Origin of the sequence: Castellaniella sp. (assembly GCF_034674885.1) — a bacterium.
Lineage (GTDB): Bacteria > Pseudomonadota > Gammaproteobacteria > Burkholderiales > Burkholderiaceae_B > Castellaniella.
Map to the genome: position 1 here is coordinate 105,622 of NZ_JAUCDS010000007.1, position 14,780 is coordinate 120,401.

The following is a 14,780-nucleotide window of genomic DNA, read 5'->3' on the forward strand; positions in this document are numbered from 1 at the left end:
TTCAAGAGAGACCGTATGACGACCACATTGACCTTGCAGCCCGGGGAACTCGATCTGGATACCCTGCGCCAGATCTGGCAGGGAGACGTGCAACTGGCGCTGCCCGGACAAGCCGTGCGCGACATGGATGCCTCGGCCGCTGTCGTGCAGGCCATCATCGACCGAGGCGACCCGGCCTACGGCATCAACACGGGGTTCGGCAAGCTGGCGCAGACGCGCATTCCCGATGACCAGCTGCAGACCCTGCAACGCAACCTGATCCTGTCGCATTCCGTGGGCGTGGGCGCCCCCCTGGACGTACGCGTCGCGCGGCTGCTGATGGCGATGAAGGTCGCCAGTCTGGCGCGGGGCTATTCGGGCATCCGATCCAGCGTGGTGCGCACCCTGCTGCAGGTCTTCAATGCCGGCCTGATCCCGCACATTCCGGAAAAGGGTTCGGTGGGCGCATCCGGCGATCTGGCGCCGCTGTCGCACATGACCCTGGCGCTGTTGGGCGAAGGCCGCATTCTGTGCGAAGGCCAATGGCTGCCGGCCCAGGAGGCGCTGGCGCGGGCCGGCATCGCGCCCATCCACCTGGCCGCCAAGGAAGGCCTGGCGCTGATCAACGGCACGCAGGTATCCACCGCGCTGGCGCTGCACGGGCTGTTCCTGGCAGAACATCTGTTCGACAGCGCCGTGCTGGCAGGCGCGCTCAGCGTGGACGCCGCCAAGGGCAGCGATGCGCCCTTCGACCCGCGCGTGCATGAAATCCGTGGACAACCGGGGCAGATCGAAGTCGCCCGCCGCTACCGCGCGCTCTTGGCGGGCAGCGCGATCCGGGCTTCGCACCTGGTGTCGGACAACAAGGTCCAGGACCCCTACAGCCTGCGCTGCCAGCCCCAGGTGATGGGCGCCATCCACGATCTGATGGACCAGGCCGCGCGCACGCTGTTGATCGAGGCCAATGCCGTGACGGACAATCCGCTGGTCTTTCCTGGGCGCGACGGGCAGCCGGACCAGGTGATCTCAGGCGGGAACTTCCATGCCGAACCGGTGGCGTTCGCCGCCGACATCCTGGCGCTGGCCATCGCCGAGATCGGCGGCCTGGCCGAACGCCGCGTGGCGTTGTTGATCGACGCCAGTATTTCCGGCCTGCCGCCGTTCCTGGTGCCCGAACCCGGACTGAATTCCGGTTTCATGATTGCGCACGTGACGGCCGCCGCGCTGGCGTCGGAAAACAAGTCGCTGGCGCACCCGGGCAGCGTGGACAGCCTGCCCACGTCGGCCAACCAGGAAGACCACGTCAGCATGGCAACGTTCGCCGCCCGGCGGCTGGCCGACATGGCGCGCAACACGGCGCACATTGTCGGCATCGAACTGCTGTGCGCGGCCCAGGGCATCGATTTCCACGCGCCCCTGACCACGTCCGCCCCCCTGCAGGCGCTGCACCAGCGGATCCGCCGGGATGTGCCCTTCTATGATCGCGACCGCCTGCTGGCCCCCGACCTGGACATCATCGGCCGCCGGGTGCTGGAAGGCAGCTATCGGGTGGACTGGAAGGCGATGCTGCCCTGACGCACGGACATCCGGCAGCGCGGCAGGCCCATCCAGTAGGCCAGTTCGGCCGGGCTGTCGATGTCCCAGACCACGAAATCGGCGGGGTGGCCCACGGCCAGGCGGCCGCTGACCCCCGGTGCCCCCAGGGCATCGGCGGCATGGCGGGTGACGCCATCCAGGGCTTCGGCCACCGTCATCCTGAACAAAGTGCAGGCCATGTTCATCATCAGCAGCAGCGATGTGGCCGGCGAGGTGCCGGGATTGCAGTCGGTGGCCAGCGCCATGGGCACCCCGTGGCGGCGCAGCAGGTCGATGGGCGGCTGGTGCGTATCCCGCAGAAAATAATAGGCGCCCGGCAGCAGCACGGCGACCATGCCCGCCTGGCGCATGGCCTGCACGCCGGCTTCGTCCAGCCATTCCAGGTGGTCGGCCGACAACGCCCCGTAGCGGGCGGCCAGGGCAGCACCCCCCATCAGGGACAACTGTTCTGCATGCATTTTCACGGCCAGGCCGCGCTGCGTGGCAGCCTGCAGGACGCGTTCGGACTGCGCCAGGCTAAAGCCGATGTTCTCGCAGAACACGTCCACCGCGTCGACCAGGCCTTCGTCGTGCAGGGCCGGCAGCATGACGTCGCAGACCAGATCGATGTAGTCGTCGGCCCGCCCCGCGTATTCCGGCGGCAGGGCGTGCGCCCCCAGGAAGGTGGTGCGCACCGTGACGGGGCGAGCATCCCCCAGGCGCCGGGCGACGCGCAGCATCTTGCGTTCAGCGGCCAGGTCCAGGCCATAGCCGGATTTGATTTCGATGGCGGTCACGCCTTCGGCCCGCAGGGCATCCAGCCGCGCCAGCGCCTGTTGGAACAGGGTGTCTTCATCGGCTGCCCGCGTGGCGCGCACGCTGGACACGATGCCCCCGCCCTGGCGGGCGATGTCCTCGTAGCTGGCGCCAGCCAGACGCAGCGCGAATTCGTCGGCCCGCTGGCCGCCATGCACCAGGTGTGTGTGGCAGTCGACCAGGCCGGGCGTGACCAGGGCGCCGCCCAGGTCGTGCTGCTGCGCGGCCCGGAAGCCGGCGGGCGCCCCGCCCGCATTGCCCAGCCAGGCGATGCGCTCGCCCTCGACCGCCAGGTCGCACAACGGCACCGGCCCGGACTGCCAGCCTGGCGGCACGATGCGCAGGTTCTTCCACAAGACGCGGCCGGGCGACCGGACGCCGGTTTCCTGAATGGATGACATGCGGGATGTTCCTCGTCCTGAACTTGTATAGACAATGTGGGAATTATGCCTGCGCAGCACCGCCGCCACAAGGGAACAGGCTGCGGCGCCATGGAAGCCGCCGCAGCCTACTCACCCGCCCGCCGCAATCTATGCGGCGCTGCCCAGCGCCCGCTGCAGCGCCGCCAGCGCGGCGGCCAGCATCAGCACGGCTGCCGAGGCGGCCAGGCCCACGGACAGCGAACCGTAATGGTCGCTGAGCCAGCCGCAGGCGACCGGGCCGATCACCTGGCCGGCGGCGAACAGGCTGGTCGCGACGGCCATGGTGCCGCCCCAGGCGGGCGGCGGCAGGTTCGCCTTGACGAAATGCGTGACCGACGAGGGCACGATCCCCACGCTGACCCCCACCAGCACGGCCGAGGCCATGATGCCCGCCACGCCGTTCAGGGCCAGAGGCAAGGCGGCCCCCAGCACCAGGACCAGCAGCGCGGCCGACATCACGCGGCCATCCCGGCTGCGGGCGAGCAGCCCGCGCCACAACACGGCTGCCGACAAGCTGGCCAGGCCCAACGCCATCCACATTGCCGACACCAGGGTCGTCAACTGGCCCGAGTCACCGCCCTGCTGCCGCACCCAGGCGATCATGAAAGTCATGTAGGCGATGTAGCCCAGCCCGAAGACGAAATACGCCAGATAAACAGCCGAGCAATCGCGCCACCGGCCACTGGCTGCCAGATGTCGGGACGAGGGTTCCGGGATGCCGCCGCTGGCGCGGATGGCGGGGATGCAGAGCAGCAGGCAGACCGCGCCGACCAGCAGCCACGCCTGGGGCCACACCACGGAACCGTAGACATGAAACAGCCAGGGCAGGACGGCGCCCCCCGCCATCAGGCCGAAACCGATGCCGCAGCCAAAGAAAATCACGATGGCCCGCGCGCCCAGCGCGCCCGCCAGGACGCCCCCGCAGACAAATGCGCCCGCGCCACCCAGGCCCGCCAGGAAACGCCAGATGGCCAGCCACGCGAGGTCATGAGTCAGTCCGGTGCCGAATACCGCCGCTGCAGTCAGCAGCGTCCCCCAGGCAAAAAGCCGCCGATTGCCCAGCCGGCCCACGGCGAAAATCGCCAGCAAGGCGCCCAGCAGATATCCCAGGCCGTTGACGGTATTCAGCCAGCCCGCCTGGGCATACGTCAGCGCCAGGTCCGTCTTCATGGCGGGCAGGATGAGCGCGTAGTCAAAGCGCGCGAAGCCGACGGAAATCGCGGCTGCGCTGGATAGCGCCCACGCCCGGGCCAGGTCGCCGGCGGGAGGCTGGGCCACGGCCGTTTCGGCGCCGGGCGAAACGAGAATCGAAGAATCGCGCGTCATGATGCCCCCTTTGCGGTCCGGTCCGGCCCTGGCCGCGCGGCGGATTCCCGCGCGGCGATCAGCACGCCAACGGCCTGGCACGCCGCATCGACGGCGGCAGCGGTGTAGTTCAACTGGGCGGCTGCGACTGCCCCATCCCACAGCAGCTGGCACTGGAGGCCGAAACCTGCGGCATCCGGCCACCCGGCGTCATCCGCGATGCGCGCAAACCCATCCGCCATCCGCTGCTTGTGCTGCGCCGACAGCACGGCCCCGGGGTGGCTCGGATCCGCCAGTTCCACGGCGGCATTGATGAACACGCAGCCCCGGAACGCATCCGCGCCGACGAGATCGCGCAGATAGCCGAACGCGGCCATTACCTTGTCGCGCGGTGAATGCGCAGCTTCCATGACGGCCTGCATGGCCTGGCGGCGCTCGGCCATGCGCCGTTCCAGGACCGCGACAATCACGTCGTTCTTGGAGGCAAAGTGGTGATAGAGCGTCATGCGGGCGATGCCGCTGGCGCCGATGATCTCGTTGATGCCCACGTGATTGATGCCCTTTCTGTAGAACAGATCGGACGCGCACGCGAGAATGCGGTCTCGGGCGGCGGGCTGGGATGCGGAGGGACGAGGCATGATGACGACCTTTGGAAACATCCGCGCAGATCAGGCAATGCTGCGCGTATCGATATATATATAGACCGGTCTGTATAGTAATACTTCCGAGCGGATGCTTGTCAAGCGCTTCATCACGGGCCCGCACTGGCGGACCCCGACGAACACCGCGCTGCGCGAAGGGCTGCATGGTCGCCAGAAGACCTGTCCAGCCACATGGTTCTCAGCAGAAATCCCGGGATTCAGGATCCAGCCCGGACAGGGCCTGCGCCAGCAGGTCGCTGCGATCCACCAACCGTCTGGCGATCAGGTGATGGACGCTGCCGTCGGTCTGCCAGATGCCGTAGACGGCCAGCAAAGGCGCGCCCAGGGCCTCGCGGCGGTACTGTTTGAAGATGTCCGGCCAGAGGATGACGTTGACCGGCCCGGTTTCGTCTTCCAGGGTCATGAAGACCACGCCTTTGGCGGTCTGCGGGCGCTGGCGCACGGTGACCAGGCCGCAGGCGCGAGCCAACTGGCGGTTGCGCAGATCCGCCAGCTGGGCGGCGGACAAGAGGCGATCCGCCTGCAGGCGTTCGCGCAGCAGGGCGACGGGATGGCGACCCAGCGTCAAGCCCAGGGCGCGATAATCGGTGGCGATGGCCTGCCCTTCCGTGGGGCGCGGCAAGACAGGATCGGCGTCGTCCCGGGCGGTGCCGCGCAACAGGTCACGATCCGGCACGGCGGCGGCTGCCTGCCACAAGGCTGCGCGGCGGTTGTCGCCAGCCAGCGCGCTCAGGGCGTTCGCCTGCGCTAGCACCTGCAGGTCATGGCGATCCAGTTGCGCCCGATGCGCCAGGTCGGCCACATCCGCAAATGGTTGCCCGGATCGGGCCCGGGCGATGCGTTCGGCTGCAGGCTGTCGCATGCCCGTGATGCGGGAAAAACCCAGGCGCACGGCGGTTGAAGCCGCGACGGCGGATCGCGCCGAAGCGATGGGCGGCATGCCCTGCGGCCGCGCATCTTCCAGCGTGCTGTCCCACTGGCTGACGGCCACGTCGACCGGCAGCACGATGACCCCGCGCCGGCGGGCATCCTGCACCAGTTGCGCGGGGGTATAGAAGCCCATGGGCTGGCTATTGAGCAGGGCCGTCAGGAAGACGGCCGGCTCGTGGCAGCGCAGCCAGGCGCTGGCATAGGCCAGCAAGGCGAAGCTGGCGGCATGGCTTTCGGGAAAGCCATATTCGCCGAACCCCCGGATCTGGGCGAAGATATCCTCGGCAAAGGCCGGGTCGTACCCATTGGCCAGCATGCCGCCGACCAGACGATCATGGTGGATGTCGATATTGCCGTGCCGCTTCCAGGCGGCCATGGCGCGGCGCAACTGATCGGCCTCGCCGGCGGAATAGCCGGCGGCCAGCATGGCGACCTGCATGACCTGTTCCTGGAAGATCGGCACCCCCAGGGTGCGCGCCAGCGCCTCTGCCAGGGCTGCCGAAGGAAAGGTGACGGGTTCCTGTTTGTTGCGGCGGCGCAGATAGGGGTGGACCATGCCGCCTTGCATGGGGCCGGGACGCACGATGGCGATCTCGATCACCAGGTCGTAGAAGCACTGCGGGCGCAGGCGCGGCAACATGGCCATCTGGGCGCGGGATTCGACCTGGAACACGCCGATGGCGTCGCCTCGGCACAGCATGTCGTAGGTCGCGGGATCTTCCGGCGGGATGTCCTGCAGGCCGAACGGCCGCCCCCGTTTCGCCGACATCAGGTTCAGGGCGCGATGCAGCATGCTCAACATGCCCAGGGCCAGGATGTCGATCTTCAGCAGCCCCAGGGCCTCGATGTCGTCCTTGTCCCACTGGATGACGGTGCGACCTTCCATGGCGGCATTTTCCACCGGCACCAAGCGGGTCAGCGGCCCCCGGCTGATGACGAAACCACCGGAATGCTGCGACAGATGGCGCGGATACCCCAGCAACTGGGTAGCCAATGCCGCCCACTGTCGGTGCCGCCGGGCCTGCGCCGACAGATCGGCCGTGTCACGGATGGCTGCGCCTGTTTCCGTGCCTGGACCGGTGCTCTCTCCCACGTCCAACCCGACGTCGATCAGGCGCTGCAGGAAATCCCCATGGCCGTCGAAGCGCCGATAACGGCGGGTCACGTCGTCGATCACGTCGAGCGACACGCCCAGCGCCTTGCCCGCATCCCGCAAGGCGCCGCGTGTGCGATACGTGGCCACTGCCGCCGTCAGCGCGGCGCGATGCCGGCCGTATTTTTGGTAGAGATACTGCATGACTTCTTCGCGGCGCTGATGCTCGAAATCCACATCGATGTCGGGCGGCTCGTTGCGTTCCTTGCTGATGAAACGCTCGAACAGCAGCTTGGATCGCGCCGGATCGACCTCGGTGATGCCCAGGCAATAGCACACGGCCGAGTTGGCGGCGGACCCCCGCCCCTGGCACAGGATGTCGCGCGACCGCGCGTACTGGACGACGTCGTAGACCGTCAGGAAATAAGGCTCGTAGCGCAGTTCCGCAATCAGCTGCAGTTCGTGTTCGATCTGCCTCAGGATATCGGGTGGAATCCCCTGGGGAAAGCGACGCTGCGCGCCTTTCAGGGTTTCCTGGCGCAGATGGGTGGCGGGGCTGAGGCCGGCCGGCACCAGTTCTTCGGGATATTCGTAGCGCAGCTGATCCAGCGAAAAATGACAGCCCTGCGCCAGGCGCACGGTTTCTGCCAAGGCCTCGGCTGGATACAGCCTGCCCAGGCGCAGGCGGCTGCGCAGGTGGCGTTCGGCATTGGGCTGCAGGGCATAGCCGCAGTCATGCACGGTCTTGCCCAGGCGGATGGCGGTCAGCAGGTCCTGCAGCGGCTTGCGCGACCGCGCGTGCATCAGCGGCCAGCCAGTGGCTACCAGGGGCACGTCGTGCCGCGCCGCCGCGCGCGCGACCCGTCCGCGATGGATGTCGTCCAGCGCCTGGGCGTGCAAGGTCAGCGCCACCCGCAAAGCGGCGCCGAACGCGGTCCTGGCCCAGCGTATCTGTTCATCCAGCACCGCCTCGTCGGCGGGATAGTCCGGCGACAGGATGATCCAGCAGCCGGGCAGGCCGCGCAGGTGCGCGGGCGACGGGCTAGCCGGCCGCAGCCCCGAATCGCCGGCTTGTGGAGCGGCAGGCTGATCGCCGGAAGGCGCGTCCGCATCAGTCTGCGGCGCCGGCTGGAAAAGCGGCGGTGCCTGGACGGCTGCCGATGGGCTCAGGTCCTGGCGCATCAGGCAGTAGCGGCCTTTGGGGCTGCGCCGGCGCGCCAGCGAGATCAGCTCGCACAGATTGCCGTAGCCATCGCGATGTCGAGCCAAGGCGGTGATCGTCAACGGAGTGCAGGGTGCCTCGGACGGGGCGCCGAGACGGGCCGGGGTCGCAGCATCCGGACTCGGGGATTCGTCCGATCCGGACAAGCGGAAGGTCGCCCCGACAATCAACGGCAGGCCGATCTGCCGGGCGGCGACATGCGCCCGCACGACGCCGGCCAGCGAGCATTCGTCGGTGATCGCCAGCGCTGCATAGCCCAGCTTCGCAGCGCGATCGACCAGTTCTTCGGCCGTGGACGCCCCGGTCAGAAAGGAAAAATTGCTGGCGCACTGCAATTCCGCGTAGTCGGGCAGGGTTGCCATGATCAGCCGAACAGCCCGTGCAGGAACCATTGCGGGCCGGCACCGGATCGGAAGATCCAGTAGCAGGCTCCCGATTCGTCTTCCGCCACGAAGTAGTCGCGCACGACCGGGCGCCCATCATGCCAGCCACAATCCAGCCGTTCGGCCGGTGACACCAGGCGCAGCGGCGTGCCATGAAAAGGCCGATGTCCCTGCAACGCCAAAGGCACGGGCGCGTCCAGCAGCCAGGCGGGACGCGGCAGCGTTGCCGCCTGCCCGCCCGGCAACTTTCGACCCAACGGCGTCCAGCGGGCCGCCCGTTCGGGCCGATGGTCGGCCAACGGCGCGGGCACCAGCAGGTTATCCGCGCCCAGACGGGCCGCCAGCACAGCCAGCAACTGGGCGTGATCCTGCGGCGTGCCGCCGGGTTCCGGGAACAGTTCCAGGCTGGGCGCCTGCGCGTCCTGGAACCGAGTGGCGCGCAGGCGTATGGCGATCGCGGACGCAGGCAGCACCAGGCGTGCCAGGTGCTCTTGCACCAGGCGCGTCAGGATGGCAGGGTCGTGCGCGGGCGTGCCCAGGATGATCGGCACGAGCGTGGCATCGCCCGCCGGCAGGCGATCTGCCGGCAAGGCGCGGTGCGGGCGGCGTTCGTGCGCCAGCAGCAGCGTGAATGCGGCGACATCCTGCCGGCGGCTGACCAACCAGCCGCACAGCTGCAGAATCAGGCGCTGCGCCGCCCACTGCAGGGCGGGCGCGTGTTCGATATGGTCGGGCAATTCCAGGGCCTGATCGAATTCGGGGGGCGGTTCCAGGCGGGGATACGGCACGACGCCGGCGTCCCCCAGCCGATCCAGCCAATCCAGCAGCGCCGGCCCGCAGCGTTTCTTCAGCCCCGTGCGGGGCAGCCGCTGCAGATCGGCCAGGGTGTCGCACCCCAGGTCGCGGAACCAGTCGGCAAAGGGCCGCGCAGGCGGCGCCACGGCCAGGGGGATCCGGGCCTGTGCCCGCCGCAGGGAACGCGGCGTCAGGGCGTTGCCGCCGCGCCCGTTGCGCGCCAGCATCCAGGCGGACGCCCAGGACTCCGCCACCGACACGGTCGCCGGGTCACCCTGGAACGCAAGCAGCACCCGGCGCACCTGCGTTCGCAAGGCGCCGATTCCGCCGAACAGCCGCACGCTGGCCGTGACGTCCATCAGGATGACGGATTCGGGCGCCAGCGCCAGGTCAGGCGTGAAGCGCAGCAGCGCGCAGGCGAGCGGCTGCAGCAGGGTCGAAGGCGGGGATACGCCGATCCAGACGGACATGATGGTCAAGCAAGACAGGAGACGGCGCCAGGGGCACGAACAGCGGTTCATCGCACCGGGGACCCCGGCGTTTGACGAACACGACCTGCACGCCGCCGCGCGCCGGCGCCAGAAGCAGGCGCAAGGGTGCGGGCGAAGACTGATCCGCATCGCGGGACGAGCGGAACATGAAGAACAGGGCAGGCCCGGCCTGGGCAGCCAGGTTCAGGCGCCGCAAGGCGGCCGGGCGGATGGGGGCGTCGGACCACAGCAGTACCAGCCGACAGGTGCCCGCCTGCAGCGCCTGTTCGGCGGCCCAGCAGGCATCGGCCTGGCGCGCCGCCCGCAGCAGCAGGATGCGATCCGGATCCACCCCCCACCAGGACAGGGCCAGGGGCTGCAGCACGTGCGGCGGCTGGATCAGCAGCACCGACCGCCGGGCCGGCCCTACGGACTGCCGCAGCACCGGCAGCAGCAGACGCAATTCCCCGATGCCCGGCCGAGGCAGCATCAGTTCGGTCAGGCTACCGACCGGCCAACCCCCGCCGGGCAATTCCGGCGACAGCGCCGCATGCCCGGTATCAACGCACACCGCCCCGCCCCGCGCCAGCTGCGAGGCCCGCCACAAGGACGGATGGATGGTTTCGGGACGGACAGGCAGGGCGGGCATGGCGAGGAAGGTGCTTTTGTTTGCTGTATAAATATACAGTAAATCTGCACCCTACCTCCATCCATACCCAAAAGCCGAACCCCCTGTTTGCCAGAGACAAACAGGGGGTTCGGCGGACGAAGCGAATCGGGCCTTAGAACGGAATATCGTCGTCCATGTCCGCCAGGTTGCTGGCGGGCGCAGCCGCCGGGGCGGCGGGGCGCTGCTGCTGCGGGGCGCGGCGGGCAGGGGCCTGCGAGAAACCGCCCGAATCGCCGCCAGCCGGGGCGTCGCCGCCCTCGCGCCCGCCCAGCATCTGCATCTGGTCGGCAACGATTTCGGTGCTGTAGCGGTCGGCGCCGGTTTCCTTGTCCTGCCATTTGCGGGTCTTCAGGCGGCCTTCGACGTAGACGGAACGGCCCTTGCGCAGGTATTCGCCGGCGATTTCGGCCAGGCGGTTATAGAACACCACGCGGTGCCATTCGGTTTCCTCGCGGCGTTCGCCGCTGGCTTTGTCCTTCCATTGGCTGGTGGTGGCGATGGATACGTTGCAGATGGCGGCGCCGTCGGGGCTGTAGCGGACCTCCGGGTCGCGCCCCAGGTTGCCGACGAGAATGACTTTGTTGACTGAGGCCATGGTGGGAATCCTGTTATAGAACGATGTGGCTGCCATTATCGGGGATATGCGGCCCCGGCATGCCATCGAATCGGGTCAAATGGACATTATCGCCCAGCCGGGATTACCCCGACAAGACGCAGGGCCACCCCCTGGGCGGGCCGCGCCCGCACGACATTTCCGGGCGGCGGCGCAACGGCCAACCGGCCCCTGCCCGGATATCCCTTGTGCCATATCAAGAAAGTTGCGCGATTGCGCATGCGGGTAATTCTCGATGCCCAAACACTACGGTTCAAACAGCGTTTCGTGCTATGTTCTCGCAGATTCACGCATCACGCGAGGTGAAAATGATGATTTCCAAACGCACCCTGGGTCTGTCCCTGATTTCCATGGCCCTGGCAGCCGGCTCCGTACAGGCAGCCTCTACCTACGTCTACTGCTCCGAAGGCTCGCCCGAAGGCTTCAACGCGGCGTTCTTCACGTCCGGAACGACCAACGACGCCACGCACCCGATCTTCGATCGCCTGGTTGAGTTCAAGGCCGGCACCACGGAAATCATCCCGGGCCTGGCGCAGTCCTGGGACGTCAGCGAAGACGGCAAGACCTATACCTTCCACCTGCGCAAGGGCGTGAAATTCCACTCCAACAAGCTCTTCAAGCCCACCCGCGACTTCAACGCGGACGACGTGCTGTTTTCCTTCCTGCGCCAGAAAGACGCCAACCACCCGTACCATAAGGTCTCCAACGGCGCGTACCAGTACTTCGCCGGCATGGGCATGGACAAACTGATCGACAAGATCGAAAAAGTCGACGACTCCACCGTGCGTTTCGTGCTGACGCGCCCCGAGGCGCCCTTCATTGCCAACCTGGGCATGGATTTCGCGTCCATCCAGTCGGCTGAATACGCCGACGCCATGATGAAGGCCAACACCCCGACCAAGGTCGACACCGACCCCATCGGCACCGGGCCGTTCGAATTCGTCACCTACCAGAAAGACGCCCGCATCCTGTACAAGGCCAACACGGCGTACTGGGGCGACAAGGCCAAGGTCGACCGCCTGGTCTTCGCCATCACGCCAGACGCCTCCGTGCGCTATGCCAAGCTACAGAAAGACGAATGCCAGTCCATGCCCTACCCCAACCCGGCCGACCTGGAATCCATCCGCCAGAACAAGGACATCCAGCTGCTGGAACAGGCCGGCCTGAACGTGGGCTACCTGTCGTTCAACACGGAAAAGAAACCCTTCACCGACGTGAAGGTGCGCCAGGCCCTGTCCATGGCGATCGACAAGCCCGCCATCATCAAGGCGGTCTTCCAGGGCGCCGGACAGCCGGCGAAGAACCTGCTGCCACCCACCATGTGGAGCTACAACGACGCCGTGCAGGACTGGCCGCACGACGTGGCCAAGGCCAAGGCACTGCTGGCCGAAGCCGGCTACCCCAACGGGTTTGAAACCGACCTGTGGGCCATGCCCGTGCAGCGTTCCTACAACCCGAACGCCCGCCGCATGGCCGAAATGATCCAGGCCGACTGGGCAAAGATCGGCGTCAAGGCGAAAATCGTGTCCTACGAATGGGGCGAATACCTGAAGCGCACCAAGAACGGCGAACACCAGACCATGCTGATCGGCTGGACGGGCGACAACGGCGACCCGGACAACTTCCTGGCCACGCTGTTCAGCTGCGCTGCCGTGCAGAACGGGTCGAACTATTCGCGCTGGTGCTACAAGCCCTTCGAAGACCTGATCCAGCCGGCACGCACCACGTCCGACCACGCCAAACGGGTCGAACTGTACAAACAGGCCCAGGTCGTCATGCATGAACAGGCGCCCGCCGTCATGATTGCCCATTCCACGGTGTTCGAGCCGCTGCGCAAGAACGTGAAGGGCTATACCGTGTCCCCCGTGGGCCGGCACATCTTCGACCACGTCAGTCTCGGCAAATAAGCCCTGATCGGGTTTCGGCGCACCCCGCCGGAACCCGACAGACGACATTTTCCTACCTTTCGCGCTCGGCCCTGATCTGACCCACTGCGGACACCAGGGCCGATCCCACAGGGTCGCCGCTACGGCAGGCGATTAGCGGGCTTCACAGCACCATGTTTTCTTTCATTTTCAAACGCGTCGGGCTGGCGATACCGACGTTCATCGGCATCACCTTGCTGACGTTCGCCTTCATCCACCTGATCCCTGGCGACCCCGTGCTGATCATGGCCGGCGAACGGGGGCTGTCCCCCGAACAGCATGCCGCCATGATGACGCAGCTGGGTCTGGACCAGCCGCTGGTCACGCAGTATTTCCACTACATCTGGAACGTGCTGCACGGCGACCTGGGCACGTCCCTGACGACCCGCGAGGCGGTCTGGTCGGAGTTCGTACCGCGTTTCCAGGCGACCCTGGAACTGAGCATCATCGCCATGTTCATCGCCCTGGCAATCGGCATCCCAGTGGGCGTGCTGGCCGCCGTCAAGCGCGGATCCTGGTTCGATCACATGTCGATCACCGCCGCCCTGACCGGTTATTCCATGCCGGTGTTCTGGTGGGGCCTGATGCTGATCATGCTGGTGTCGGTCCAGTGGGACCTGATGCCGGTGTCCGGACGGGTCAGCGCATCGCTGTTCCTGGACCCCAGCGACCCGCTGACCGGATTCATGCTGATCGACACCCTGTTGTTCGGCGAGGCCGGCGATTTCTGGGACGCCCTGCATCACATCCTGCTGCCGGCCTTCGTGCTGGGCACCATCCCCCTGGCGGTGATCGTGCGCATGACGCGCTCGTCCATGCTGGAAGTGCTGAACGAAGACTACATCCGCACCGCCCGGGCCAAGGGCCTGTCGCGGCTGCGGGTGGTGATCGTGCACGCCCTGCGCAATGCGCTGCTGCCGGTCCTCACCGTGATCGGCCTGCAGGTGGGGGTGCTGATGGTCGGCGCCATCCTGACCGAAACCATCTTCTCCTGGCCCGGGGTCGGCCGCTGGCTGATCCACGGGCTGGAACAACGCGACTACCCGGTCGTGCAGGGCGGCGTGCTGATCGTGGCCACCCTGATCATCCTGGTGAACATGTGCGTGGACATCCTGTATGGCCTGGCCGACCCGCGGATCCGCCAGCAAAAGGGGCGCAGCAAATGACTGAACTGACCACCGCCATGCCGGCCCCCCCGGGGCCGCTCAAATCTTTCTGGCAGGATTTTTCCCGCAATCGGGGCGCCCTGATCGGGCTGATCTATATCCTGCTGATGCTGTTCATCGCCATTGCGGCGAACCTGGTCGCGCCGCACGACCCGGCGGCGCAATTCCGCGAACACCTGCTGCAGCCCCCCGTCTGGCACGCGGACGGCAGCTGGCAATTCATCCTGGGCACCGACGACGTGGGCCGCGACATCCTGTCGCGCCTGATCTACGGCGCGCGGCTGTCGCTGCTGGTGGGCTTCCTGGTCGTCAGCGTGTCGCTGGTGCTGGGGATTTTCTTCGGCGTGCTGGCGGGCTACACGGGCGGCGTGGTGGACATCACCATCATGCGTCTGGTGGACATCATGCTGGCGCTGCCCAGCCTGCTGCTGGCTCTGGTGCTGGTGGCGATCTTCGGGCCATCCATCGTCAACGCATCCCTGGCGCTCAGCTTCGTGGCCCTGCCGCATTACGTGCGCCTGAGCCGCGCCGCCGTGCTGCGCGAAATGACGCGCGACTACGTGATCGCCTCGCGCGTGGTGGGCGCGGGCGCCTGGCGGCAGATGTTCATCAACATCCTGCCCAACTGCGTGGCGCCGCTGATCGTGCAGGCCTCGCTGGGTTTTTCCAACGCCATCCTGGACATGGCCGCCCTGGGTTTCCTGGGCATGGGCGCCCAGCCGCCGACCCCGGAATGGGGCACGATGCTGGCCAA

11 protein-coding genes are annotated in these 14,780 nt (G+C 67.2%); 4 read left to right on the plus strand and 7 right to left on the minus strand.

Going from position 1 to position 14,780, the window contains the following annotated elements; genetic code table 11:
• Nucleotides 1-15: 15 nt before the first annotated feature.
• Entirely contained in the window at nt 16-1,554 is a 1,539-nt protein-coding gene (gene hutH / locus VDP74_RS06510; RefSeq protein WP_322998818.1) for a histidine ammonia-lyase, read from the plus strand.
• On the opposite strand, the gene hutI is transcribed toward hutH, so the two are convergent.
• From hutI to ssb, 7 genes are all read right to left on the minus strand, one after another.
• Nucleotides 1,521-2,771, minus strand: coding sequence for an imidazolonepropionase (hutI, locus tag VDP74_RS06515; RefSeq protein WP_322998819.1), 1,251 nt, complete (start codon nt 2,769-2,771; stop codon nt 1,521-1,523). The genes hutH and hutI overlap by 34 nt on opposite strands.
• A gap of 129 nt (nt 2,772-2,900) precedes the next feature.
• On the minus strand, nt 2,901-4,118 hold the full coding sequence (locus VDP74_RS06520) for a YbfB/YjiJ family MFS transporter (RefSeq protein ID WP_322998820.1): 1,218 nt from the start codon (nt 4,116-4,118) through the stop codon (nt 2,901-2,903).
• The gene (locus tag VDP74_RS06525; RefSeq protein ID WP_322998821.1) at nt 4,115-4,735 is read right to left on the minus strand and encodes a TetR/AcrR family transcriptional regulator; all 621 of its coding nucleotides are present in this window, start codon (nt 4,733-4,735) and stop codon (nt 4,115-4,117) included. The genes VDP74_RS06520 and VDP74_RS06525 overlap by 4 nt, the downstream gene beginning before the upstream one ends.
• Before the next feature lie 202 nt (nt 4,736-4,937).
• Nucleotides 4,938-8,366 (minus strand): error-prone DNA polymerase, encoded by a 3,429-nt coding sequence (locus tag VDP74_RS06530; protein ID WP_322998822.1) that lies wholly within the window; start codon nt 8,364-8,366, stop codon nt 4,938-4,940.
• 2 nt (nt 8,367-8,368) lie between these two features.
• Nucleotides 8,369-9,652: a DNA polymerase Y family protein gene (locus VDP74_RS06535; protein WP_322998823.1), complete on the minus strand. Its 1,284-nt coding sequence runs from the start codon at nt 9,650-9,652 to the stop codon at nt 8,369-8,371.
• Entirely contained in the window at nt 9,573-10,301 is a 729-nt protein-coding gene (gene imuA / locus VDP74_RS06540) for a translesion DNA synthesis-associated protein ImuA (protein ID WP_322998824.1), read from the minus strand. Before imuA ends, VDP74_RS06535 begins: the two co-directional genes overlap by 80 nt.
• Nucleotides 10,302-10,434: 133 nt before the next feature.
• A complete protein-coding gene (gene ssb, locus VDP74_RS06545) occupies nt 10,435-10,917 on the minus strand; it encodes a single-stranded DNA-binding protein (protein WP_322998825.1) in 483 nt (160 codons plus the stop codon).
• 329 nt (nt 10,918-11,246) lie between these two features.
• Here ssb and VDP74_RS06550 point away from each other — a divergent pair, with 329 nt between their 5' ends.
• The 3 genes from VDP74_RS06550 to VDP74_RS06560 form a co-directional block, all read left to right on the plus strand.
• Entirely contained in the window at nt 11,247-12,842 is a 1,596-nt protein-coding gene (locus tag VDP74_RS06550; RefSeq protein ID WP_416232946.1) for an ABC transporter substrate-binding protein, read from the plus strand.
• 152 nt (nt 12,843-12,994) lie between these two features.
• Nucleotides 12,995-14,026, plus strand: a complete 1,032-nt coding sequence (gene dppB, locus VDP74_RS06555) for a dipeptide ABC transporter permease DppB (RefSeq protein ID WP_322998827.1) — start codon at nt 12,995-12,997, stop codon at nt 14,024-14,026.
• A partial coding sequence (locus VDP74_RS06560) for an ABC transporter permease subunit (protein ID WP_322998828.1) occupies nt 14,023-14,780 on the plus strand: 758 nt, incomplete at its 3' end. The genes dppB and VDP74_RS06560, both read left to right, overlap by 4 nt.